This is a genomic window from Parapedomonas caeni (assembly GCF_041060555.1).
GTDB lineage: Bacteria > Pseudomonadota > Alphaproteobacteria > Sphingomonadales > Sphingomonadaceae > CAUJIW01.
In genome coordinates this window covers 53102-74220 of record NZ_JBEUDS010000013.1, presented here as the reverse complement: position 1 = coordinate 74220, position 21119 = coordinate 53102, and the positions used below count along the sequence as shown (strand labels likewise).

Sequence of the window (21119 nt, the reverse complement as noted above, 5' to 3'; positions counted from 1 at the left end):
TGGCATCTCAAGGGCTGGGAAGTGTGCGCCCGCCAGCCCCGCCGGCAGGCGACTCCACCAGCCCAGCCGGCAGGTGATCCGCCGGCTCAGCCGGCAAGGGCTTCTGATTCCGCCGGCTCAGCCGGCAAGGGCTTCTGATTCCGTCGGCTCAGCCGGCAAGGGCTTCAGCCTTTTCCGCCAGTTCGAGCCAGCGTTCCTCGCGCGCCGCCAGGGTAACGCGCGCGGCCTCCAGCTCGGCGCTGGTGCGGGCGAACAGGTCCGGTTTCTTGGTGTACAGGTCGGGGTCGGCGAGCTTGACCTCCAGCTGGCAGATGCGGTCGGTCAGCGCCTCGATCTCCGCCGGCAGGCCGTCGAGTTCCCGCTGGTCCTTGTAGGACAGTTTGGTGGCGGCCTTGGCCGGGGCGGGCGCGGCGGCCTCGGCGCGGGCGGCAGCGGCGGGTCTGGCCGTCGGGGGTGGCAGGCGCTTGGCCTCCCAGTCGGAATAGCCGCCCACCACCACGTCGGCCTTGCCGGAGCCATCGAGCGCGATGACCATGGTGACGGTGCGGTCGAGGAAGTCGCGGTCGTGGCTGACGATCAGCACCGTGCCGTCATATTCGGCGATCACTTCCTGCAGCAGGTCGAGCGTTTCGAGGTCGAGATCGTTGGTCGGCTCGTCGAGCACCAGCAGGTTGGACGGTTTGGCGAACTCGCGCGCCAGCAGCAGCCGCGAGCGCTCGCCGCCGGACAGCGTCTCGATCTTGGCCTCCAGCATGCCGGGGTCGAACAGGAACTCCTTGAGGTAGCCCGCCACATGCTTCTTCTCGGTGCCCACCGTCACCCAGTCGCCACCGTCGGCCAGCACGTCGCGCACGCTCTTGCCCGGCGTCAGGAACGCCCGCGCCTGGTCCACCATCACCCGGTCGAGGGTGCGGGCGACGCGGATGCGCCCCTCGTCGGGGGCCAGCTCGCCGGTGAGCAGCTTGAGCAGGGTGGTCTTGCCGACGCCGTTGGGGCCGATGACGCCGATGCGGTCGCCGGCCTGCACCTTGATGTTGAAGTTCTTCAAGATGGTCTTGCCGCCAAAGGCCTGACCGACGCCCTCGGCCTCGATGACCACCTTCGACTTCTGCTCGGATTCGGCCAGCGCGAGGGCGGCGACACCCTGCGGCCCGGTCATCCGCCGGCGGACCTCGCGCATCTCCATCAGCTTGCGCAGGCGGCCCTGGTTGCGCCGGCGCCGGGCAGTGACGCCGCGGGCCAGCCAGTGCTGTTCCAGCCGCAGCTTGGCATCCAGCCGCTCCGCGTTGCGCTGCTCCTCCTCGGCGACCTTCTCGCTCCACGCCTCGAAGCCGCCGAAGCCGACCTCGGCGCGCCGCACCTGACCGCGATCCAGCCACAAGGTGGCCCGGGTCAGCCGGGAGAGGAACATGCGGTCGTGGCTGACGACCACGAAAGCACCGGCGAAGCTGCGCAGATAACCCTCCAGCCATTCGATGGCGGCGACGTCGAGATGGTTGGTTGGCTCGTCCATCAGCAGCAGGTCTGGCTCCAGCGCCAGCGCGCGGGCGATCGCCGCCCGCCGCCGCTCACCGCCGGAAGCCGTGGAGGCGGGCCGGTCGAGATCGACGCCCAGCGCATCGGCGAGCTTGGCCACCGCGTGCGGCTCGGGCGGCTGCGGCTGGTCGCCGGCATCCATGGCGAAGTCGCGCAGGGTGGCGAAACGATCCACCGCCGGCTCCTGCTCCAGCAGCACCACCCGCAGGCGCGGCCGCAGCACCCGCCGGCCCTCGTCCAGCTCCAGCCGGCCGGCCAGCACGTTGAGCAGGGTCGATTTGCCGGCGCCGTTGCGGCCCACCAGTGCCAGCCGGTCGCGGTCTCCGATATGGACGTCGAGCTGGCGGAACAGCCAGCCCTCGCCGCGATGGACGCCGATGCGCTCAAGGGAAAGGATGGGAGCAGACATTGTTTCTTGGCCGATACAACTGCTAGAACACGCCGCCGGACCATGAACGGCATGTTCATGGCGGGTTCACGGGGGCAGAGGTAGATAGCGCATCCATGAACATGCGTCAGACTTTTTCGCGGCTGCTGGGCGCCGCCCTGCTTGGCCTGATGCTGGCATCGCCGGCCCAGGCCTGGCGGGACGACTCACGTCAGGAACGACAGGCACGGCCCGACCGACCACCGCCGCCGCGTGCCGCTGGCCGGCGCGTCGACGATGAGCAGGACGAGGCCTATCGCGCCGTCAATGCCGGCCAGATCCTGTCGCTGGCCCAGATCCGCGCCATCGTCGCCCGCCGGGTCGGTGGCGAGTTTCTGGGCGTGGAAATGGATGATGGCGGGGCGCGGCAGGGGTTGTATGTCTATCGCCTGACCTACCGGCGGCCCAGCGGCGCCGTGGTCCGCGTCGATGTCAACGCCCAGACCGGCCAGATACTGGCGGTGCGCGGCGACTGATCACTGAGGGGAAGATACCGGCATGAGACTGCTCCTGGTCGAGGACGAACCGGCACTGCAACGCCAGCTGAAAACGGCGCTGGAAGGTGTCGGCTACGCGGTGGACGCCGCCGGTGACGGCGAGGACGGCCACTTCCTCGGCGCCACCGAGACCTACGACGCCGTCATCCTCGATCTCGGCCTGCCGAAGATCGACGGCATCACCGTGCTCGAACGCTGGCGGCGCGACGGCCGCGCCATGCCGGTACTGGTACTGACGGCGCGGGATTCCTGGTCCGACAAGGTGGCGGGGCTGGACGCCGGCGCCGACGACTATCTCGCCAAGCCGTTCCAGATGGAGGAACTGCTGGCGCGGGTACGCGCACTGATCCGCCGCACCAGCGGGCTCGCCTCCTCCGAGATCGAGGCCGGTCCGGTGGTGCTCGACACCCGCTCAAGCCGCGTCACCGTCAATGGCGAGGCGGTGCGGCTGACCGCCCAGGAATACAAGCTGCTGGCCTATCTCATGCACCACAAGGGCAAGGTGATTTCCCGCACGGAACTGACCGAGCACATCTACGATCAGGATTTCGACCGGGACTCCAACACCATCGAGGTGTTCGTCACCCGCATCCGCAAGAAGCTCGGCGTCGACCTCATCAGAACGGTGCGCGGCCTTGGATACTGCCTCGAAGACACACCCGCCTAGGCTCGCCGGCCTGCCCCGGCTGGGCGAGCGGCTGTGGGTCCTGCGACGCGGCTCGCTGTCGCGGCGCATGCTGGCGCTTGCCGCCGCCACCTTCCTGCCGCTGCTGCTGGGCGGTGGCCTGGCGCTCGACCGCGTGCTCGCCGACACCCTGACCCGCAACTTCGACGACCAGCTGAGCCAGTATGTCCGCTCGATGATCGCCTCGGCCGAGATCGACCCCGCCGGCGAGGTGCGCTTCACCCGGCCGCTGGGCGACCAGCGCTTCTTCGAGCCCTATTCCGGCCTCTACTGGCAGGTCTCCGGCAAGGGGATCACGCCGTTCCGCTCGCGCTCGCTGTGGGACCGGGCGCTGCCCTACGCGCCCGACAAGGTCAATTTCGACGGCACCTACCGCACCGTCGCCGTCTACAGCGACGAGACGTTGCGCATCGCCGAGCGCGACGCGGTGCTGCCGGGCTCGCCGCGCATCTTCCGCTTCGCCGTCGCGGTGCGGGTGGACGAGTTGCAGGCGCAGATTCACGCCTATCGCCGGGTGCTGGTGTGGTCACTGGTGATCCTCGCCTCCGGGCTGCTGATCCTTGCCGCCCTGCTGGCGACCTACGGGCTGTGGCCGCTGCGCCGGGTACAGCGGGCGCTGACCGAGATCCGCTCCGGCGAGGCCAGCCGCATCGACGAGCCCTCGTTTCCCCCGGAAATCCGCCCGCTGGTGCACGAGATGAACGCGCTGCTGGCCCACACCGAGGTCCAGTCGGAGCAGGCCCGCACCCATGCCGGCAATCTGGCCCACGCGCTGAAAACCCCGATGAGCGTGCTGCTGAACGAGGCGCGCGGCGACGACACCCCGCTGGGCCAGGCCGTGCTGGCCCAGGTGGCGCTGATGAAGCGCCATGTCGACCACCATCTGGCCCGCGCCCGCGCGCTCGGCCGGCGGGCGGCGATTGGCGCCCGCACGCCGGTGTGGCGTTCGCTGGAAAGTCTGAAGCGGGCACTGGAGCGCATCTACGTCGACAAGGGCGTGCACATCGAGCTGGTGGGCGACCCGGAGCTGGCGTTTCGCGGTGAACGCCAGGATCTGGAGGAAATGCTCGGCAACCTGCTCGACAACGCCTGCAAATATGGCGGCCAGCGGGTGCGGGTGAGCGTGCGGCTCGCCCCGCGCGAGGACGACGAGCCGTTCCTGACCCTCACCGTCGAGGACGACGGCCAGGGCATTCCCGCCAGCGAATGGAGCAAGCTGTTCGAGCGCGGCGTGCGGCTTGACGAGACCTCGACGGGCACCGGCATCGGCATGGCGATCGTGCGCGACATCGCCGAGATCGTCGGCGGCAAGGTGTGGCTGGAACGCTCCGCCGACCTTGGCGGACTGGCCGTCGTCGTCGTTCTGCCGGCGGCGGAATAAACCGCCTGCGTCCATTGTTCAGCCGCAGTTCAGGCAGCCGCCCCTAGTTTCACCCTCAAGTTCGACGTTGAGAGCTTCTGGAGTGTGACGATGATCACCAAGACCTTCGCCCGCGCGGCCCTGCTGACCGCCGCCGCCCTGTCGCTGGCCGCCTGCGAGGCCAACAAGGAAGGCGTCGGCACGCTGGCGGGCGCCGCGCTCGGCGCCTGGGCGGGCTCCGCCATCGATAACGACGGCTCGGGCGGCGTCATCGCCGTGGCCGCGGGCACCATCATCGGCGGCCTGATCGGCAACCAGATCGGCAAGGGCCTCGACAAGGCCGACCGGCTGGAGGCCGAGCGCGCCCAGTACGAGACGCTGGAACGCCGCCGCTCCGGCGAGCGCGGCACCTGGTACAACCCCGATACCGGCCACTCCGGCTGGACCGAGGCCAAGCCCGCCTACAAGAACGACAAGGACCAGTATTGCCGCGAGTTCACACAGACGGTGGAGATCGGCGGCAAGAAGGAAACCGCCTACGGCACTGCCTGCCGCCAGCCGGACGGCGCCTGGAAAATCGTGAAATAGTCCCCGAGCCAACCTCATGCCCCTGATATCCGGTTGACTCCTGGCATCCGGCGCCCGTGCCGGTTCTGCCATACCTCACAGCCGGTGACGCCCGTCGTCACCGGCTTTCTTGCGCGAGGGCGGCACGATCCCGGCCGGATCGCCGCAAACCTTGCAAAAGAGCGGCTATCAGCCTAATATCGTCGTCTGCCCACGCCCGGGGTGGTCGGTGTGCCGTGTCATGAGCCTGGCAGAAGGCCAACAAAGACGGCGGATCCACCCCACTTATCGCTCTCGCGCGCAATCATAACTACCGCGGGCACAACAACCGCGGGGGTTGAATATCTGCTGACACTGACATATCGTGGCAGTCTGCCCACGCCCGGGGTGGTCGGTGTGCCGTGTCATCAGCCTGGCAGGAGGCCACCAAAGACGGCGGATCCACCCCACTTTTCACCCTTGGCCGCCACAGCGGCGCGATCCCCGCCCCCGCCCTCAGCGCCTACCGCTCCTCCAGCGGCAGGGCGGTGGTGTGCTTGATCTCCGATAGCGCGATGGTCGACTTGATTTCCTGCACCCCGGGCAGCTTCGACAGGGTGTCGAAGAAGAAGCGCTCATAGGCCTCGATGTCGGCGGCGACGATGCGCAGGAAAAAATCGGTCTCGCCCATCATCACATAGCATTCCAGCACCTGGGGAATCTCGCGGATGGCGGCGGTGAATTCGTCCAGATGCGCCCGCCCGTGCGCCGACAGCCGCACCTGGGCGAAGATCTGCGCGTTCAGCCCCAGCTTGCGACGGTCGAGCAGCGCCACCTGGGCGCGGATGAAACCGGCCTCGCGCAGGCGCTGGATGCGCCGCCAGCACGGCGACTGCGACAGGCCGACCCGTTCGGCGATCTCGGCCGCCGACAGGCTGGCGTCCTGCTGCAGCAGGGCGAGGATGCGGCGGTCGAGGCGATCGAGCGCGTGTTGCATGGCCTTTCCAACATCTACATTATGAGTGGATGATTAATGCGCCATATCAGCCATATTCCGCAAGTTTGCAAAGATTTTCCGCGTTCATCCGCCTATAAACTGCATGATTTTCGCTTGAACTGTGGATTGATGACAATGGTCATGCCGAGCAATGAGGGTTTCACCTACCGGGTGGTGACGGAGCAGGACCCTGGCGCCCTGTCGCGGGTGCTGGAGTTCTTCGCGCTGAACAACCATGTGCCCGAATGCCTGACCGCCAACCGGCGCGGCGAGGACGAGATGGAGGTCGAGGTGACGGTGCCGGACCTCGAATATACCCGCGCCCGGGTGATCGCCGCCAAGATCGGCCAGCTGGTGCCGGTGCGCCATGTCCGGCTGTTCGCCACCCGGCGCAAGGCGATGGTGGGAGCCTCCGGCGGGCTGATGGAGTTCACCGAAGTCCTGGTCTGATTCCGGTCGCACGCTTTCCCCTTCTATTCCCGTCGATCCGTCCCTATATTGGGGATGCCGCGTTCGCGCGGCTATGGCGATAAATGGTGTCGTGAAATAGGCACAGCGGACCCGGGGGCGGTACCCGGCGCCTCCACCACAACCGCCGTTTCCCGCAAGGGTGCGGCGGTTCTGATGGGGGCGAACTAGGATCGACGTGTGTTGAAAGACGAGACTTTCGCCCGGCCTGACTGCGCCGCAAAAACGGTCAAACCTGACAAATGCCAACGACAACGAGGCATTCGCTCTGGCCGCGTAACCAACCCTAACGGGAGCGGTTACTTCAACCATAGCGCGGTTTGGAACGCACCGGGCAACAGAAGCGAAATCCGCGGCAGGGAGGGCGCCGGGCAACAGAAGCCCCTCCACTCATGATGTTAGCCGGATAGCCGCCTTGACGCCGCCAACGCTTTGCCGCACGGTTGGGACGTGACCACAGAATCGCTCATTCCCTACGAAGACTATGTGCAGGCCGCCCTGCGCGGCGTTGTCGCGCGCATCCTCAAGGGCGTCGACCCGGCCGGCCTGCCCGGCAACCACCACTTCTACATCGCGTTTCGCACCCGCTACCCTGGTGTGGTGGTGCCGAAATCGCTGCTGGACAAGTATCCCGACGAAATGACCATCGTGCTGCAGAACCGCTTCTGGGACTTGCAGGTGCACGAAGATTATTTCGAGGTCGGCCTGTCGTTCAACCAGACGCCGACCAAGATCGTGGTGCCGTTCAACGCGCTGATCGGCTTTGTCGACCCGGCGGTGAACTTCGGCCTGCAGTTCCAGCCGCCCGAGGTGGAAGCCGCCGCGCCCGAGGCCGAACCCGCCATCGCGGCGACCGACGCGCCGGCCGCCGAGGAACCCGCCAGCGATGAACCGGCCACCAACGTCATCACCCTGGACCGCTTCCGCAAGAAGTCCTGACGGCATGCCCGGTCCTGACGGCAGCGGCGGCGGTTTTGCTGCCCCCGGAGGCTGACGTGACCATGCCGAACCCCGACCTCGCCACCCGCGACGAAACGGACAGCCTTGGCGCCATCGCGGTGCCGGCGCGCGCCTACTGGGGCGCCCAGACCCAGCGCGCGATCGGCAATTTCCCCATCGGCGACGAGCGAATGCCGCTACCGCTCATCCATGCGCTGGCGCTGGTGAAACTGGCGGCGGCGCGCGTCAACGCGCGGGCAGGCCGTCTGGAAGCCCGCCTTGCCGATGTCATCGAGGTCGCCGCACTTGAAGTGGCCGATGGCCAGCACGACGACCAGTTCCCGCTGGTGGTCTGGCAGACCGGCTCCGGCACCCAGACCAACATGAACGTCAACGAGGTGCTGGCCGGGCGGGCCAACGAACTGCTCGGCGGCGCCCGCGGCGGCAAGGCGCCTGTGCATCCCAACGATCATGTCAACCAGGGCCAGTCGTCGAACGATTCCATCCCCACCGCCATGCATGTGGCGGCCGCCCGCGAGCTGGCCACAAGGCTGCTGCCGGCGCTGCAACATCTGCACGCGACGCTGGACGCCAAGGCACGCGACTGGGCGGGTCTGGTCAAGATCGGCCGCACCCATCTGCAGGACGCCACCCCGATCACGCTGGGCCAGGAGTTCTCCGGCTACGCGCACCAGGTGGCGATGGGCGTCACCCGGCTGGAGGCCTGCCTGCCCCGGCTACACCAGCTGGCCCAGGGCGGCACGGCGGTGGGCACCGGCCTCAACAGCGGGCCGGGCTTCGCCGAGGCGGTCGCCGCCGAGCTGGCCGCCATCACCGGCCTGCCGTTCGTCACCGCGCCCAACAAGTTCGAGGCGCTGGCCAGCCACGACACGCTGGTCGAGCTGTCCGGCGCGCTCAACACCATTGCCGTGAGCCTGAACAAGATCGCCAACGACATCCGGCTGCTGGGCTCCGGCCCGCGCTCGGGACTGGGCGAGCTGGCGCTGCCGGAAAACGAGCCCGGCTCCTCGATCATGCCGGGCAAGGTCAACCCGACCCAGGCGGAGAGCCTGACCATGGTCGCCGCCCAGGTGATGGGCAACCATGTCACCGTCACCGTCGCCGGCGCCCAGGGGCATCTGGAGCTCAACGTGTTCAAGCCGGTGATCGCGCTCAACGTGCTGCAGTCGATCCGCCTGCTGGCCGATGGCGCGGCGTCATTCGCCGACCGCTGCGTCGCCGGCATCACCCCCAATACCGACCGGCTGGCGGCACTGATGGAACAGAGCCTGATGCTGGTGACGGCGCTGGCGCCGGCCATCGGCTATGACAACGCGGCGAAGATCGCCAAGCACGCCCATGCCCATGGCCAGACGCTGCTCGCCGCCGGACTGGAGCTGGGGCTGATCGACGAGGCACGTTTCCGCGCCCTGGTGCGGCCCGAGGCAATGCTGGGGCTGGCGGACTGACCTGCCACTCGCCGGATGCCGCTCCCGGCAACGCCGTCATGCCCCGCACGGTGGGGACTCGACAGGATCAATGACAACAGACGGAAGCACTGGCACAACCAGAACACCCCCTGTTCGGAGTTCCCCGATGACCGACCGACTGCCCGAGACGATCAACTGGGTACGCACCGCCCAGTTCTCCCGCCGTCAGGCCATGCGCGCCACCGCCGGCGCCGGCTTCGCGCTGGCCGCAGGCCCGGTGGCCGCCTCGGCCGTGACCACCGACGATGCCGGCCTCGACACCGCCTGGGTCGACGTCCCGGTGAACGGCCGCACTATCCCCGCCTACCGCGCCCGACCGGCCGACAGCGGACCGAGGCCGGTCATCCTCGTGGTGCAGGAGGTTTTCGGCGTCCATGCATGGATTCAGGACATCGTTCGCCGGCTGGCCCACGCCGGCTATTACGCCATCGCGCCAGACCTTTATTTCCGTCAGGGCGACCCCACCCGGATCAGCGACATCAAGACTCTGGTCGACTCCATCGTCGCCAAGGTGCCCGACGATCAGGTAATGCGCGACCTCGACGCGACGGCCGCCTTCGCCGGCGGCGACGGTGGTCAGGTGGATAAGCTTGGCATCACCGGCTTCTGCTGGGGCGGGCGTATAACCTGGCTCTACGCCGCCCATAATCCGACACTGAAGGCCGGCGTCGCCTGGTATGGCCGGTTGACCGGACAGCCCAACCCGCTGCAGCCCAGCCGTCCCGTCGATCTGGCGGCACAGCTGCAGGCGCCGGTCCTCGGTCTCTATGGCGCGCTGGATCGCGGCATCCCACTTGCCGATGTCGAGCAGATGCGCCAGCGCCTGATCGCGGCACGGTCACCCTCGACGATCACCGTCTATGACGGCGCCGACCACGGCTTCCTCGCCGACTACCGGCCGAGCTACAACGCCACGGCCGCCGCCGCCGGCTGGGCGGCGGCGCTGGCGTGGTTCAAGGAACGACTGTAACGCTGCCGGGCGCCGCGCCGGCCGGACCTCACTCCGGGCCGACCTGCAGCAGCAGCTTGCCGGTGTTGCCGCCGGAGTAAAGCTCGCGCACGGTGGCGATGGCATTTTCCAGCCCGTGGCGGACATCGACGCGGACCTTGAGCCTGCCTTGCGCCAGCCATTTGCCGAGGTCGGCGATGCACTCGGCGATGCGCGGCAGAAAATCGAGCACAATGAAGCCCTGCACCTTGATGCGACGCATCAGGATCAACGGCCAGGTGCGCGGCCCCGGCGCCGGCTCGGTGTCGTTGTAGGTGGAGATCAGTCCGCACAGCGGCATGCGGCTGTAATTGTTCATCCGCTGCATCACCGCTTCCATGATCTCGCCGCCGACATTCTCGAAATTGACGTCGATGCCGTTGGGGCACAGTTCGTCAAGACGGGCGCCGACATTCTCGCGCTTGTAGTTGATGGCGCCATCGAAGCCGAGTTCCTCGGTGATCCAGCGGCACTTGTCGTCGGAGCCGGCAATGCCGATCACCCGGCAACCCTTGATCTTGGCGATCTGCCCGACCAGGCTGCCGACCGCGCCGGCGGCGGCCGACACCACCACTGTCTCGCCGGGCTTGGGCTGGCCGATATCGAGCAGGCCGAAATAGGCGGTGGGACCGATCAGCGAAAACAGGCCGAACTGCACCGCCAGCGGCACGCCCGGCGCCGGCGGCATCGGGCTCAGCATGCTGCCGTCGGAGACGAAATAGTCGGCCCAGCCGCCGAGCCCCGACACCGTGTCACCGACCTTGAAACGAGGATTGCGTGATTCAACGACCACGCCGGCGACCCCGCCGCGCATGATGTCGCCGATCTCGACCGGCGGCATGTACTGGTCCATGTCGCTCATCCAGATACGGTTGGTGGGATCGAGCGACAGATAGACGGTACGCACCAGAAACTCGCCGTCGGCGAGCGACGGAACCGGCTCGCTCACCAGTTCGAGATCGCTGTCCTTGATGTCGCCAACCGGGCGATGGCGCAGGCGCCAGGAACGCATGGTGGTCATAGGCTCACTCCCCAAAGTTGCTTCTCGATATATCGCGCACGACAGGTGTCCGGGCAACCTTGGCAGAGCCGGCCTCAGCCGTCCATGCTTACCACCCGATCCCCCCCACCTCGGCGTAGATCGCCCGGTAGCTTTCGACCATGCGCTGCTGGCTGAACTGGCTTTCCACCCGCACCCGGTTGGCGTTGCCGATGCGGTGGCGCAGCTCGGCATCGGCCAGCAGACGTTCCAGACCGCGCGCCAGCGCCGCCTCGTCTGTCGCCGGCACGACATACGGACTGTTCTCGGTCGCCACGATGTCGGCGATGTCGCCGACGTCGGTGCAGATCGCCGGCAGGCGTGCCGCCATCGCCTCGACGAGGCTGATGGGGAACTGCTCGGTGTCGGAGGAAATGGCGAAGACGTCGAACAGGCCGACATAGCGCGCCGGATCGCGCAGATAGCCGGGCAGCAGCAGCTGATCGGCAACGCCATAGGCCTGCGCCTCGGCGCGGATGCCAGCTTCCTCGACGCCCTTGCCGGCGATCACCAGCCGGACGTTGCCGCGCCCCCGGGTGGCGAGGGCGAAGGCGCGCACCAGACGGCGCAGGTTTTTCTCCGGCCGCAACCCGGCCATGGTACCGACCACCAGGTCACCCGGCCGCCGTGTTAGCCCCGGAATGGCGTCGGGCGCGGGATGGCGATCGAACGCCAGCACGTCGACGCCGTTGGGAACATAGTGGACGCGGGCCGTGGACTGGCCCCAGCGCGTCAGCGCCAGCTGTTCGATCCGGCGTGAGCAGGCGACCACGGCGCCTGCCCCCGGCAGCGCCAGCCGGCGGATCAGATCACGCCGGGGCAGTGTCCCCGCCGCCTCGTCCGGTCCAAAGCCATCCTCATGGTGGACCAATGGCACGCGCGCCAGCAGCCGGTTGGCCAGCGCAACCTCGATGGCGCCCCAGTTGTAGGTCAGCACCAGGTCATAGTCGCTGCGTGCCAGCGCCTGGCCGATCTTCCAGAGCCGCACCGGGAGCGCCGGCCCCTTGAAGGGCGCAAGATCGTCGACGATCGCCAGCGGGACCACCGGCTCCACCAGTGCGCGCGCCGCATACTGACCGGCGTTGGCGGAGGCAACATGATGCTCGATGGCATCGCCCCAGATGTTCATCAGCTGGCAGGCGCGCACCTGTGGTCCACCGACATCGAAGGTCGAGAAGACATGCAGCCAGCGTCGCCGAGGCATCGCGCGCGCCTAGTCGAGCAGCGCGCGCGCCGGTACGCGGATGCCGCGCTCGATAAAGGTCTCGCGATCGCGGTTGGGCGACCAGCCCAGCACGCTTTCCGTCTCGCTGATGTCCCAGCGGACCGGCATGCCCCGCGAGGCAAAGTCGCGCGGGGTCGGGAACGGCACCTGCTTGCCGCCGACGCGCTTGACCAGCCACTTGCCGCGATCGATCAGCACCTGCAGCCAAACCGACTGCGGGCGGAACACCAGCGGCCGGCCCAGTATGCCCTTGAGAATATCGAGATACTCGCGCGCCGACATGTAGACGCCGCCGACGATGTTGTCGGTACGCCCGAGCACCCTGTCGTCGGCCTTCAGCGCCGCCACCACGGCGGTGGCGACATCCTCCACCAGCACGAACGGCAGGCCGTTGCGACCGTCGTTCCAGCCGAGGCAATACTGGTCGTTGTTGAACAGACCAAGACCGGAGTGGAACGGCGAGGTGCCATCGCCAACCACCACGCCTGGACGCTGGATGGTCACCGGCAGGCCCTTTTCGCGATGCAGCGCCAGCAGACGACGCTCGGCTTCAGCCTTGGCGAAGGAGTAGTCGCCACGCTCGGCGCCCTGCGGGTCGGGCGGCGTCTGGGGCGAGATGACGGCGCCCGGTTCGCCCAGATACAGCCCGGCGATGGAACTGACATGCAGCAGGCGGGCGACACCCTTTTCCATGCAGACCCGGGCGACCAGCTCGGCGGAACCGACCATGGCGTCGACGATTTGCTGGCGCGACCCGCTGGCGCCGCCATGGGCAAGGTTGACCACATACTTCGCCGACCCGACACCGCGCTCGACATCCGCCGCGCGAGTGACGTCTCCGCGCAGCAGATGCACCTTCTCGTGACGGAACACGGGCGCCAGGCCACGAAGGTTGCGTGCCACAACGCCAACGCTGTAGCCGGCCTCCACCAGCTTCTCCACCGCCACCCGGCCGATGAAGCCGGTTCCCCCGAACACCGCCACGTCGTAGGCGGGTACCGGCGCGTCCGGCGCAACCACGTTGGCCGGCAGCGGTGCCGGCGCGTCCGACACGCCGGCCAGGCGCGCGACATCAAGGCACAGCCCCACCAGGTGGCCGCCAAAGGCGCCATCGATCGGCGGGTTGTCGCCGACATCCACCGCCTCGTGGAAGGCGGCGATCGAACCGCGCATGCCGGTGAAGAACACGTCCGACCGGCGGGCCAGCCGCACCTGGGCCCCAACATAGCGGGCGAAATCGCGAACGCCCTGGCCGACAAGGCCAAAGCCGGCCTTGACTCCGACCAACGCGGTGTCGGCGGCATCCAGCCACGGCGTGCGACCGAGCCGGGTGATCTGGTTGCGGAACATGTCGATGACGACGGCGCCATCGTCGCACACTACCGTCACCAGCCAGGCGGGATAGTTCTCGCCGAACGCCATGTGCAGCTGGGCCGGCGCGCGCTCGCCCTGCAGCATCACCTCGAAACCCTTGTGGAAGTGCATCCCTGGCGCCAGTTCGATCGCCGGGCGGGCGACGGCGGCGGTGATCGTGGCCCGCCCAATGAGATGGATGACCTGGGACAGCGGATGGACCATCTGTTCCAGCAGGATATTGGAGGGCCGCTCGAACATCCAGTGGCCGAACTGGCGGCCGGCAAGCTGGCGCAGCGGCACCGCGATGGAGGCGCTTACATGACGCAAGCGGCCATAGCGGCCGGCCTCGAGATCCTTGCAGAAGGTCTGCAGCGCCGGATGATAGATCAGATTCTGGTTGACGCCGAGGCGGGCATTGCCGGCGTCGGCCGCCGCCAGCAGGCGGGCAGTTTCCTCGGCCGTCACCCCCAGCGGCTTTTCCATGAAGGTGGCGATCCCGGCACTCAGCAACTGCTCGCCGACGGCAGCATGCAGGTGCGGCGGCACCAGCACATGGGCACGATCAAACGCCTTTTCGGCAATCGCCGTGGCAAGATCGGCGAACACCCGCACGCCGCTGCGCTGGGCGGCCAGCCGCTCGGCGGCTTTCACATTCGGGTCGACAATCGCCGCGACCTGTACCGATGGCAGCGCCGCCAGCGCCTCAAGATGCGTCTGGGCGATATAGCCAGCCCCGATAATGCCGACACGACGGCCAACCATATACCCCTCCTATCAGTTCATCCGTTCAGATGTCGCCACCGGCAGCCGGTCGCGCATGTCTGCCGCGGGTCTCGTCTAGGCCACCAGCGTTAAACTTCCCTGAAACATCGCAACATCTTATCAGTCCAGTGCGAAGGCCAGAAACTTCAGGTAGGCAGTCTGCGGCAACTGCGGGTGGACCGGGTGATCCGGCCCGGCGCCGGCCTGGTGAATGAGCCGCGCCGAACGCCCGCCGGCCCGGATGCCGGCGGCGCAGGCATCGAGGAACGCCTCGGGCGCCACATGATGGCTGCACGAGGCCAGACACAGGAAGCCCTCCGGCGCCACCTTCGCCGTGCTCAACCGGGCCAGCTTCTCGTAACCCTTCAGCGCGGCGGAAATGTCCTTGCGGGTCTTGGCGAAGGCCGGCGGGTCGGCAACCACCAAACCGAACGTTCGGTTATTATTCTCCAGCCAGCCAAACACTTCCGCCGTCTCGGTCGTCACCCGGTCGGCCCAGCCGTTGCGCGCGGCGGCCTCGGCGGCCAGCGCCAGCGCCGGCGCCGAGCGGTCGACCGCCGTCACCTGGGCCGCACCGCCCTGGGCGCAGGCGAGCGCGAAGGCCCCGGCGTAGGTGTAGAGGTCGAGCACGCTCTGGCCGCGCGCCAGCCCGGCGGCGAAGGCGCGGTTGAGCCGGTGATCGTAGAACCATCCGGTCTTCTGGCCGCCGATCGGGTCGGCAAGATAGGTGATGCCGTTCTCGACCAGCGGCACCGGCGAGGCGACGGCGCCGACAAGCACCTCGGCGCGCGGCGCCAGCCCTTCCTGGGCGCGGGCCGGGCCATCGGCGACCACGGCGATGCCGGCCGGCTTGACCAGGCTCTCCAGCGCCGCGACGATCAGATCGAGGCTGGCGTCCATGCCGGCGGTGTTGGGCTGGACCACCAGCACATCGCCATAGCGATCGACGATCAGGCCGGGCAGGCCGTCGCCCTCGCCATGCACCAGGCGGTAACACGGCGCATCGAACAGCCGCTCCCGCAGGGACAGCGCGCGTGTCAGCTTCTCGGTGAAAAAGCGCGCGTCGATCGCCCGGCTGTGATTGCGGGTGAGCAGGCGGGCGGCAATCAGCGAATGCGGGTTGAAGTGGTAGAGGCCGAGCAGGCGGCCGTCCGGCTCCATCAGCCGCACCACCGAGCCCGGCGGCAGGGCGCGGGTCTCGGCCGTCATCTTGAGCTGGTTGGCGAACACCCAGGGGCGCCCCCGCACGGCGGCGGGCTTGGTGTCGGCGGCAAGGGCGATCTTGGGGCAGGCGTCAGGATTTGTCATGGACGGTGGGTAGCGGTGCATTCACCGAGTTTCAATCCTTTGCCGACATGGCTAGAGCTTGATCGCGTTGGGCCGAAGGGGATTTCTGCCCCGACCGCGGAACGGAACGAGGGGACGATGGGCGGCTGGTATCTCTGCCGGAACGACGCGCGGGCCGACGCCCGGCTGGCGCAGGCGCGCGCACAGTTCGCCCGCCACGGCTTTGCCGAGCCACAGGCTTTCGCGACGCCAACCCACCGCGGTTTCCACGTCGGCCACATCCACCCCGGACTGGCAACGCTCGCCACCGAAGGCGACGACTTCATCGCGGTGGCCGGCACCCTTTTCTACCAGGGCCAAGGCGGCGAGGCCGCGCTCAAACGCCTGCTGGCCGATTTCGCGCCACCGTTCGACCGCTGGACCGACGTGCTGGGCCAGTTCGGCGCGCTGGTGCGCAAGAACAACCAGCTGCATGTGTTCGCCGACTGGTTCGGCGGCTTCCACGTTTATCACGACGCCAGCCACGACGTGGTGTCGACGTCCTTTCTGGCGCTCGCCCAGTCGCTGACGACCCTGCGCTTCAACCGCCAGGCGGTCTACGAGTTCGCGTTCACGTCGACGCCGCTTGGCCAGGACACGGTGCTGGACGGCATCGCCAGGCTGGCACCGACGGCGCAGCTGTCGCTGGGCGAACATGTCACCGTACACCAGTCACCACGGCGGCTGCCGTCGGTCGTCAGCGACGAGCCGGTCGATACCCTGGTGACGCGCATGGCCGACCAGCTCGGCCGGATGTTCGAGGTGCCAGCCCGGCTCTACGGCGACAATGTGCAATGCCCGCTCTCGGGTGGCTTCGATTCCCGGCTGGTGCTGGCGCTGCTGCGTCAGGCGGGCGTGCGCCCCCATGTCTACGTCTACGGCAGCGCCCGTGATGCCGACGTGACCGTGGCCCGCCATATCGGCGCGGCGGAAGGCTTCGACGTCGAGGTCTTCGACAAGGTAGCCTATCGCCAGATCACCCCGGACGCCTTCGCCGACATCGTGGCGCACAATTTCCATGAGATGGATGCAACGCCCATCGATGGCGGCCTGTTCGACAACGGCTGCAATTCGGCGGCACGGCACGCGCGCGCGCGCGGCGGCGCATTGGCGGTCTCGGGGGCGGCGGGCGAAATTTTCCGCAACTATTTTTACCTGCGCGACCGCCCATGGCGCAGTCGCGACATCCTCGACGCCTTCTATGCCGGCTTTGATCCGCGCGACTGCACCGGGACATTCGACGAGAGCCGCTATTTCGCCAACCTGGACGCCAAGTTGCGGACGTCCCTGGGCGTCGAGGACGACCGACTGACCCGCCAGCAGGTGGAAACCGCCTATCCGCTGTTCCGCTGCCCGCCGTTCTTCGGTCGCGAGATCAGCATGGTCGGCCGCTTTGGCGCTTATTTCGTGCCATTCTTCGAGCATGCCATCGTCGAGCACAGCGTTGCACTGCCGGTGTCGCTGCGCACCCACGGCGTGTTCCAGAGTCAGCTGCTCGCCGCCATCGACCGCCGGCTGGCCGCCTATCCATCGGCCTATGGCCACAGCTTCGTTGAACAGCCCGGCCTCGCCCACCGGCTGGACGACGCGGTGAGCCTGTACCGCACGCCGGCCATGCGCCGCTGGAGCAACCGCCTGCGCCACCGCCTGCGCCGGCCCGCAGCGCCCTCGGGCTTCATGGCGCCCGACTATCTCGGCCGGGTCATCGACCTCGACTTTCCGGCCATGCGCGCGTTCTTCCGCGTCGAACGGCCGCTCGACCCCGGGCTTCTGAAGCGCATCGCCACGCTGGAATATCTGGCGAAAAACCTCGGCAGCCGGTTGAAATAGCCGCCGCTACACTCTGACCCGAAAGTCTAATTGGTTGTGCGGCGCACAAACAGGGATGCTGTGACCGATGTCGGAGCAGGCGGGGGAGACGCGTCATGCCGACATGGGGATCAACGAAACATACATAGGGTTGGATCATGGCGACTTCGGCAGTCAATACCGGTGCGTCCGGCCCAGTTCAGGATGAACTGGGCGACAAGGACCATCGCATGGTAATTTTCGCGTCATCCCTCGGCACGGTGTTCGAGTGGTATGACTTCTACCTCTACGGCACCCTGGCGACCTTCTTCTCGGTGCTGTTCTTTCCGCAGGGCAATGAAACGGCGGCCCTGCTCGCCGTGATGGCGACCTTCGGCGCCGGCTTCCTGGTGCGTCCGTTCGGCGCCATCGTCTTTGGCCATCTGGGCGACGTGATTGGCCGCAAGCACACGTTCCTCATCACCATTTTGCTGATGGGCATTTCCACTGCCGCCGTCGGCCTGCTGCCCACCTATGAACAGATCGGCATCTGGGCCGCGATCCTGATGCTGGTGCTGCGCCTGCTGCAGGGCCTCGCCCTGGGCGGGGAGTACGGCGGTGCCGCAACCTACGTGGCCGAGCACGCGCCGGCCGGCAAGCGCGGTTTCTACACCAGCTGGATCCAGACCACGGCGACATTGGGCTTCTTCCTGTCGCTGGCGGTCATCGGCGGCATTCGCGGCGTCATGGACGCGGAATCGTTCAAGGCCTGGGGCTGGCGCATTCCATTCCTGGTCTCGGTCGTGCTGCTGGCGATCTCGGTCTACATCCGCATGAAACTGTCGGAAAGCCCGGTGTTCAAGCAGATGAAGGCCGAGGGCAAGGTCTCCAAGAACCCGCTCAAGGAAAGCTTCGCCCACTGGTATAATCTCAAGTACGTGCTGCTGGCCCTGCTGGGCGCCACCGCCGGTCAGGGCGTGGTGTGGTACATGGGCCAGTTCTACGCGCTCTATTTCCTGGAGAAGTCGCTGAGCGTCGACTACACGACCGCCTACACGCTGATCGCCATCGCGCTGGCCATCGGTACGCCCTTCTTCGTGTTCTTCGGCACGCTGTCCGACCGGATCGGCCGCAAGAAGATCATGATGGCTGGCTTCCTGCTTGCCGCGCTGACCGCCATCCCGCTGTTCAAGGGGCTGGCCAACTTCGCCAATCCGGCGCTGTTCGACGCCATGGAACGGGCGCCGGTGACGGTACAGGTGACGCCGGACTGCCAGTTCAACATGTGGGGCAAGCAGGCCAGCGACTGCGCCAAGGCGCTCGACTTCCTGTCGAAGAAGGGCATCCAGTACACCAAACAGGAGGGCACGGCCTCTCAGGTGACGGTCAATATCGGCCCGGACATCATGCTCTCGGGCTTCAACGAGGACGAGTACAAGGCCGCGCTCGATCAGGCCGGCTATCCAGCCAAAGCCGATCCGGCGCAGATGAACAAGCCGATGATCGTCGTCATCCTCACCGTGCTGATGCTGTACGTCACCATGGTCTATGGCCCGATCGCCGCCTTCCTGGTGGAGCTGTTCCCGGCGCGGATCCGCTACACGTCGATGTCGGTGCCCTACCACTTCGGTAACGGCTGGTTCGGCGGCCTGCTGCCGTTCATCTCGCTGGCCATCGTCGCCGTCACCGGCAACATGTACGCTGGCCTTTGGTATCCGATCGGCATCGCCGTGATGTCGCTGATCGTCGGCGGTTTGTTCCTCGCCGAGACCAAGGATCGCGAGATCCATCACGACGCCAAGTACCAGTAACGAACCTCGTCCAGAGTTCTGCGCCTCCCCGGGGCCGCGCCGCCAGCGCGGCCCCGATTTTCTTGGTGGCCGCCCCCCGGCACGCCGGCAACGCCTTGTTGATTTTGGCTCCTTTTCACGCCAGACGATCACCCGCTATGGTCAGGCCTTGCCAGCAAGGGGAGACGGACGGCATGACTGACAAGCGCCGCCTTCCGGCAGGACAGGCGACGGATAACAAACACGGGGAGACACAGTCGATGGCGCAGGAACAGGGCGTTGGGCAGGACGTGACGGATCACGAGATGGATGCCCACGTCATCGGCAAACGCGACCGGCTGGTCATCGTCGCCTCGTCGCTGGGCACCGTGTTCGAATGGTACGACTTCTTCATGTACGGCACGCTGGCGGCCCTGCTCGGCAGCCTGTTCTTCCCGGTCGAGAACCCGACCGCCGCCTTCCTCGCGTCGCTGGCCGCCTTTGGCGCCGGCTTCGGCGTGCGCCCCATCGGCGCGGTGGTGTTCGGGCACCTCGGCGACATGATCGGCCGCAAATACACCTTCCTTGTCACCATCACCCTGATGGGCGTTGCAACGGCCGCGGTCGGCATCCTGCCCACCTACGCCGAAATCGGCATCTGGGCACCGGTGCTGCTGGTGACGCTGCGGCTGTTGCAGGGGCTGGCGCTCGGCGGTGAGTATGGCGGTGCCGCCATCTATGTCGCCGAGCACGCCCCCAGGGGGCGGCGCGGCTTTTACACCAGCTGGATCCAGATGTGTCGGTGGTTGGCGGCTTCCTGCTGTCGCTCGCGGTGGTGCTAGGTTGCCGGGCGATGTTGCCGGCGGATGACTTCAACGCCTGGGGTTGGCGGATTCCGTTCATCTTCTCGCTGTTCCTGCTGGCGATCTCGCTCTACATTCGGCTGAAGCTCAAGGAGAGCCCGGTATTTCAGGCCATGAAGGCCGCCGGCGAGACCTCGCGCAATCCGCTGAAGGAAAGCTTCTCGACCTGGGCCAATACCAAGCTGGTGCTGGTGGCGCTGTTCGGCGTGTCGGCCGGCCTGACCGTCATCTGGTACACTGCCCAGTTCTCCAGCCTCTATTTCCTGCAGCAGACCGCGCAGATGGAACCCAGCCACGCACAGGAACTGATCGCCCTGGCGGTCATCCTCGGCGCACCAGCCTTCGTGGTATTCGGCTGGCTGTCCGACAAGGTTGGCCGCAAGAAGCTGCTGATTGCCGGCTACGCCCTGACGCTGGCGTTGCTGTTCCCGCTGTTCCATCAGCTGGCCGATGCCGCCAACCCGGCACTGGCGCGGGCGATGAAAGCCGCCCCGGTCACGGTGACGGGCAGCGACTGCCAGTACAATGTATTCGCCCAGAAAGGCCAGGCCACCGATTGCGCCCGCGCCATCGACTATCTGACCAAGCGCGGCATCAGCTACACCAAGGCCGAGGGCACGACGCTGACGGTAAGCGCTGGCGACCAGCTGGTGACCGGCTATGACGAGGCGGCACTAGCCGACGCGCTGGCAGCCGCCGGCTATCCGCTGAAGGCCGATCCGGCGCAGATGAAACCGGCACTTATCATCGCCATCGTCGTCGCCATGACCTGGCTGTCAGGCATGACCTACGGACAGGTGGCGGCGCTGCTGGTGGAACTGTTCCCGGCGCGCGTCCGCTATACCTCGCTCAGCGTCCCCTATCACCTGGGCACCGGCTATTTCGGCGGCTTCCTGCCCTTCGTGTCGCAGTACATCATCGTGAAGTCGGGCGATGTATACGCCGGCTTGTGGTACACATGGGGCGTGGTCGCCATGGCGCTGGTGGTGAGTCTGCTGTTCCTGCCGGAAACGAAAGACCGCGATATCGGCCACGACAGTTGAGCCGGCGCCCGGGAA

Annotated in this window: 16 protein-coding genes, 1 other RNA gene and 1 pseudogene; 12 read left to right on the top strand and 6 right to left on the bottom strand. The window is 67.2% G+C overall.

The genetic code is table 11. The features are described 5' to 3' along the window. Positions 1-148 precede the first annotated feature (148 nt). On the bottom strand, positions 149-1945 hold the full coding sequence (locus ABU113_RS10385; RefSeq protein ID WP_454559442.1) for an ABC-F family ATP-binding cassette domain-containing protein: 1797 nt from the start codon (positions 1943-1945) through the stop codon (positions 149-151). A 95-nt stretch (positions 1946-2040) separates the two neighbouring features. Here ABU113_RS10385 and ABU113_RS10380 point away from each other — a divergent pair, with 95 nt between their 5' ends. The 4 genes from ABU113_RS10380 (at position 2041) to ABU113_RS10365 (ending at position 5093) form a co-directional block, all read left to right on the top strand. After that, the gene (locus tag ABU113_RS10380; protein WP_454559441.1) at positions 2041-2439 is read left to right on the top strand and encodes a PepSY domain-containing protein; all 399 of its coding nucleotides are present in this window, start codon (positions 2041-2043) and stop codon (positions 2437-2439) included. A 22-nt stretch (positions 2440-2461) separates the two neighbouring features. Then, complete coding sequence (locus ABU113_RS10375) at positions 2462-3127, top strand: response regulator (RefSeq protein WP_454559440.1); 666 nt, start codon at positions 2462-2464, stop codon at positions 3125-3127. Next, positions 3096-4526, top strand: a complete 1431-nt coding sequence (locus ABU113_RS10370; RefSeq protein ID WP_454559439.1) for a sensor histidine kinase — start codon at positions 3096-3098, stop codon at positions 4524-4526. The genes ABU113_RS10375 and ABU113_RS10370 overlap by 32 nt, the downstream gene beginning before the upstream one ends. A gap of 90 nt (positions 4527-4616) precedes the next feature. Continuing rightward, on the top strand, positions 4617-5093 hold the full coding sequence (locus tag ABU113_RS10365) for an RT0821/Lpp0805 family surface protein (protein WP_454559438.1): 477 nt from the start codon (positions 4617-4619) through the stop codon (positions 5091-5093). 481 nt (positions 5094-5574) lie between these two features. Here the strand turns inward: ABU113_RS10365 and ABU113_RS10360 are convergent, their stop codons facing one another. Further along, positions 5575-6048, bottom strand: coding sequence for an Lrp/AsnC family transcriptional regulator (locus ABU113_RS10360; protein ID WP_454559437.1), 474 nt, complete (start codon positions 6046-6048; stop codon positions 5575-5577). A gap of 141 nt (positions 6049-6189) precedes the next feature. On the opposite strand from ABU113_RS10360, the gene ABU113_RS10355 reads away from it, so the two are divergent. The 5 genes from ABU113_RS10355 to ABU113_RS10335 all read left to right on the top strand — a co-directional run bounded on the left by ABU113_RS10355 (position 6190) and on the right by ABU113_RS10335 (position 9915). Continuing rightward, positions 6190-6498 (top strand): hypothetical protein, encoded by a 309-nt coding sequence (locus tag ABU113_RS10355; protein WP_454559436.1) that lies wholly within the window; start codon positions 6190-6192, stop codon positions 6496-6498. A gap of 17 nt (positions 6499-6515) precedes the next feature. After that, positions 6516-6868: a transfer-messenger RNA gene (gene ssrA, locus ABU113_RS10350) on the top strand. Positions 6869-6966: 98 nt separating this feature from the next. Continuing rightward, positions 6967-7455 carry an SspB family protein gene (locus ABU113_RS10345; protein WP_454559435.1) on the top strand — a complete coding sequence of 163 codons (489 nt, stop codon included), beginning with the start codon at positions 6967-6969 and terminating at the stop codon, positions 7453-7455. A gap of 62 nt (positions 7456-7517) precedes the next feature. Then, the gene (gene fumC, locus ABU113_RS10340; protein ID WP_454559471.1) at positions 7518-8924 is read left to right on the top strand and encodes a class II fumarate hydratase; all 1407 of its coding nucleotides are present in this window, start codon (positions 7518-7520) and stop codon (positions 8922-8924) included. A 127-nt stretch (positions 8925-9051) separates the two neighbouring features. After that, entirely contained in the window at positions 9052-9915 is an 864-nt protein-coding gene (locus tag ABU113_RS10335; RefSeq protein WP_454559434.1) for a dienelactone hydrolase family protein, read from the top strand. A gap of 28 nt (positions 9916-9943) precedes the next feature. Here ABU113_RS10335 and ABU113_RS10330 read toward each other — a convergent pair whose 3' ends face one another. The 4 genes from ABU113_RS10330 to ABU113_RS10315 form a co-directional block, all read right to left on the bottom strand. Further along, positions 9944-10954, bottom strand: coding sequence for an NADP-dependent oxidoreductase (locus ABU113_RS10330; RefSeq protein ID WP_454559433.1), 1011 nt, complete (start codon positions 10952-10954; stop codon positions 9944-9946). An 88-nt stretch (positions 10955-11042) separates the two neighbouring features. Next, positions 11043-12176 carry a glycosyltransferase family 4 protein gene (locus tag ABU113_RS10325; protein ID WP_454559432.1) on the bottom strand — a complete coding sequence of 378 codons (1134 nt, stop codon included), beginning with the start codon at positions 12174-12176 and terminating at the stop codon, positions 11043-11045. Between the two features lie 9 nt (positions 12177-12185). Further along, the gene (locus ABU113_RS10320; protein ID WP_454559431.1) at positions 12186-14315 is read right to left on the bottom strand and encodes an NAD-dependent epimerase/dehydratase family protein; all 2130 of its coding nucleotides are present in this window, start codon (positions 14313-14315) and stop codon (positions 12186-12188) included. Between the two features lie 120 nt (positions 14316-14435). Beyond that, a complete protein-coding gene (locus tag ABU113_RS10315; protein ID WP_454559430.1) occupies positions 14436-15623 on the bottom strand; it encodes a class I SAM-dependent rRNA methyltransferase in 1188 nt (395 codons plus the stop codon). A 117-nt stretch (positions 15624-15740) separates the two neighbouring features. Between ABU113_RS10315 and ABU113_RS10310 the strand changes: the two genes are divergently transcribed. The 3 genes and pseudogenes from ABU113_RS10310 (at position 15741) to ABU113_RS10300 (ending at position 21104) form a co-directional block, all read left to right on the top strand. Further along, positions 15741-17471 carry a hypothetical protein gene (locus ABU113_RS10310; protein WP_454559429.1) on the top strand — a complete coding sequence of 577 codons (1731 nt, stop codon included), beginning with the start codon at positions 15741-15743 and terminating at the stop codon, positions 17469-17471. A gap of 137 nt (positions 17472-17608) precedes the next feature. Beyond that, positions 17609-19240 (top strand): MFS transporter, encoded by a 1632-nt coding sequence (locus tag ABU113_RS10305; protein ID WP_454559428.1) that lies wholly within the window; start codon positions 17609-17611, stop codon positions 19238-19240. Positions 19241-19524: 284 nt separating this feature from the next. Further along, positions 19525-21104: pseudogene (locus ABU113_RS10300) on the top strand (MFS transporter). Positions 21105-21119 lie beyond the last annotated feature (15 nt).

Excerpts from the sequence above, each read along its gene's own strand:
- ABU113_RS10385 (WP_454559442.1), bottom strand. The coding sequence starts at position 1,945 with ATGTCTGCTCCCATCCTTTCCCTTGAGCGCATCGGCGTCCATCGCGGC.
- ABU113_RS10380 (WP_454559441.1), top strand. The coding sequence starts at position 2,041 with ATGAACATGCGTCAGACTTTTTCGCGGCTGCTGGGCGCCGCCCTGCTT.
- ABU113_RS10375 (WP_454559440.1), top strand. The coding sequence starts at position 2,462 with ATGAGACTGCTCCTGGTCGAGGACGAACCGGCACTGCAACGCCAGCTG.
- ABU113_RS10365 (WP_454559438.1), top strand. The coding sequence starts at position 4,617 with ATGATCACCAAGACCTTCGCCCGCGCGGCCCTGCTGACCGCCGCCGCC.
- ABU113_RS10360 (WP_454559437.1), bottom strand. The coding sequence starts at position 6,048 with ATGCAACACGCGCTCGATCGCCTCGACCGCCGCATCCTCGCCCTGCTG.
- ABU113_RS10355 (WP_454559436.1), top strand. The coding sequence starts at position 6,190 with ATGCCGAGCAATGAGGGTTTCACCTACCGGGTGGTGACGGAGCAGGAC.
- fumC (WP_454559471.1), top strand. The coding sequence starts at position 7,518 with ATGCCGAACCCCGACCTCGCCACCCGCGACGAAACGGACAGCCTTGGC.
- ABU113_RS10335 (WP_454559434.1), top strand. The coding sequence starts at position 9,052 with ATGACCGACCGACTGCCCGAGACGATCAACTGGGTACGCACCGCCCAG.
- ABU113_RS10330 (WP_454559433.1), bottom strand. The coding sequence starts at position 10,954 with ATGACCACCATGCGTTCCTGGCGCCTGCGCCATCGCCCGGTTGGCGAC.
- ABU113_RS10325 (WP_454559432.1), bottom strand. The coding sequence starts at position 12,176 with ATGCCTCGGCGACGCTGGCTGCATGTCTTCTCGACCTTCGATGTCGGT.
- ABU113_RS10320 (WP_454559431.1), bottom strand. The coding sequence starts at position 14,315 with ATGGTTGGCCGTCGTGTCGGCATTATCGGGGCTGGCTATATCGCCCAG.
- ABU113_RS10315 (WP_454559430.1), bottom strand. The coding sequence starts at position 15,623 with ATGACAAATCCTGACGCCTGCCCCAAGATCGCCCTTGCCGCCGACACC.
- ABU113_RS10310 (WP_454559429.1), top strand. The coding sequence starts at position 15,741 with ATGGGCGGCTGGTATCTCTGCCGGAACGACGCGCGGGCCGACGCCCGG.
- ABU113_RS10305 (WP_454559428.1), top strand. The coding sequence starts at position 17,609 with ATGGCGACTTCGGCAGTCAATACCGGTGCGTCCGGCCCAGTTCAGGAT.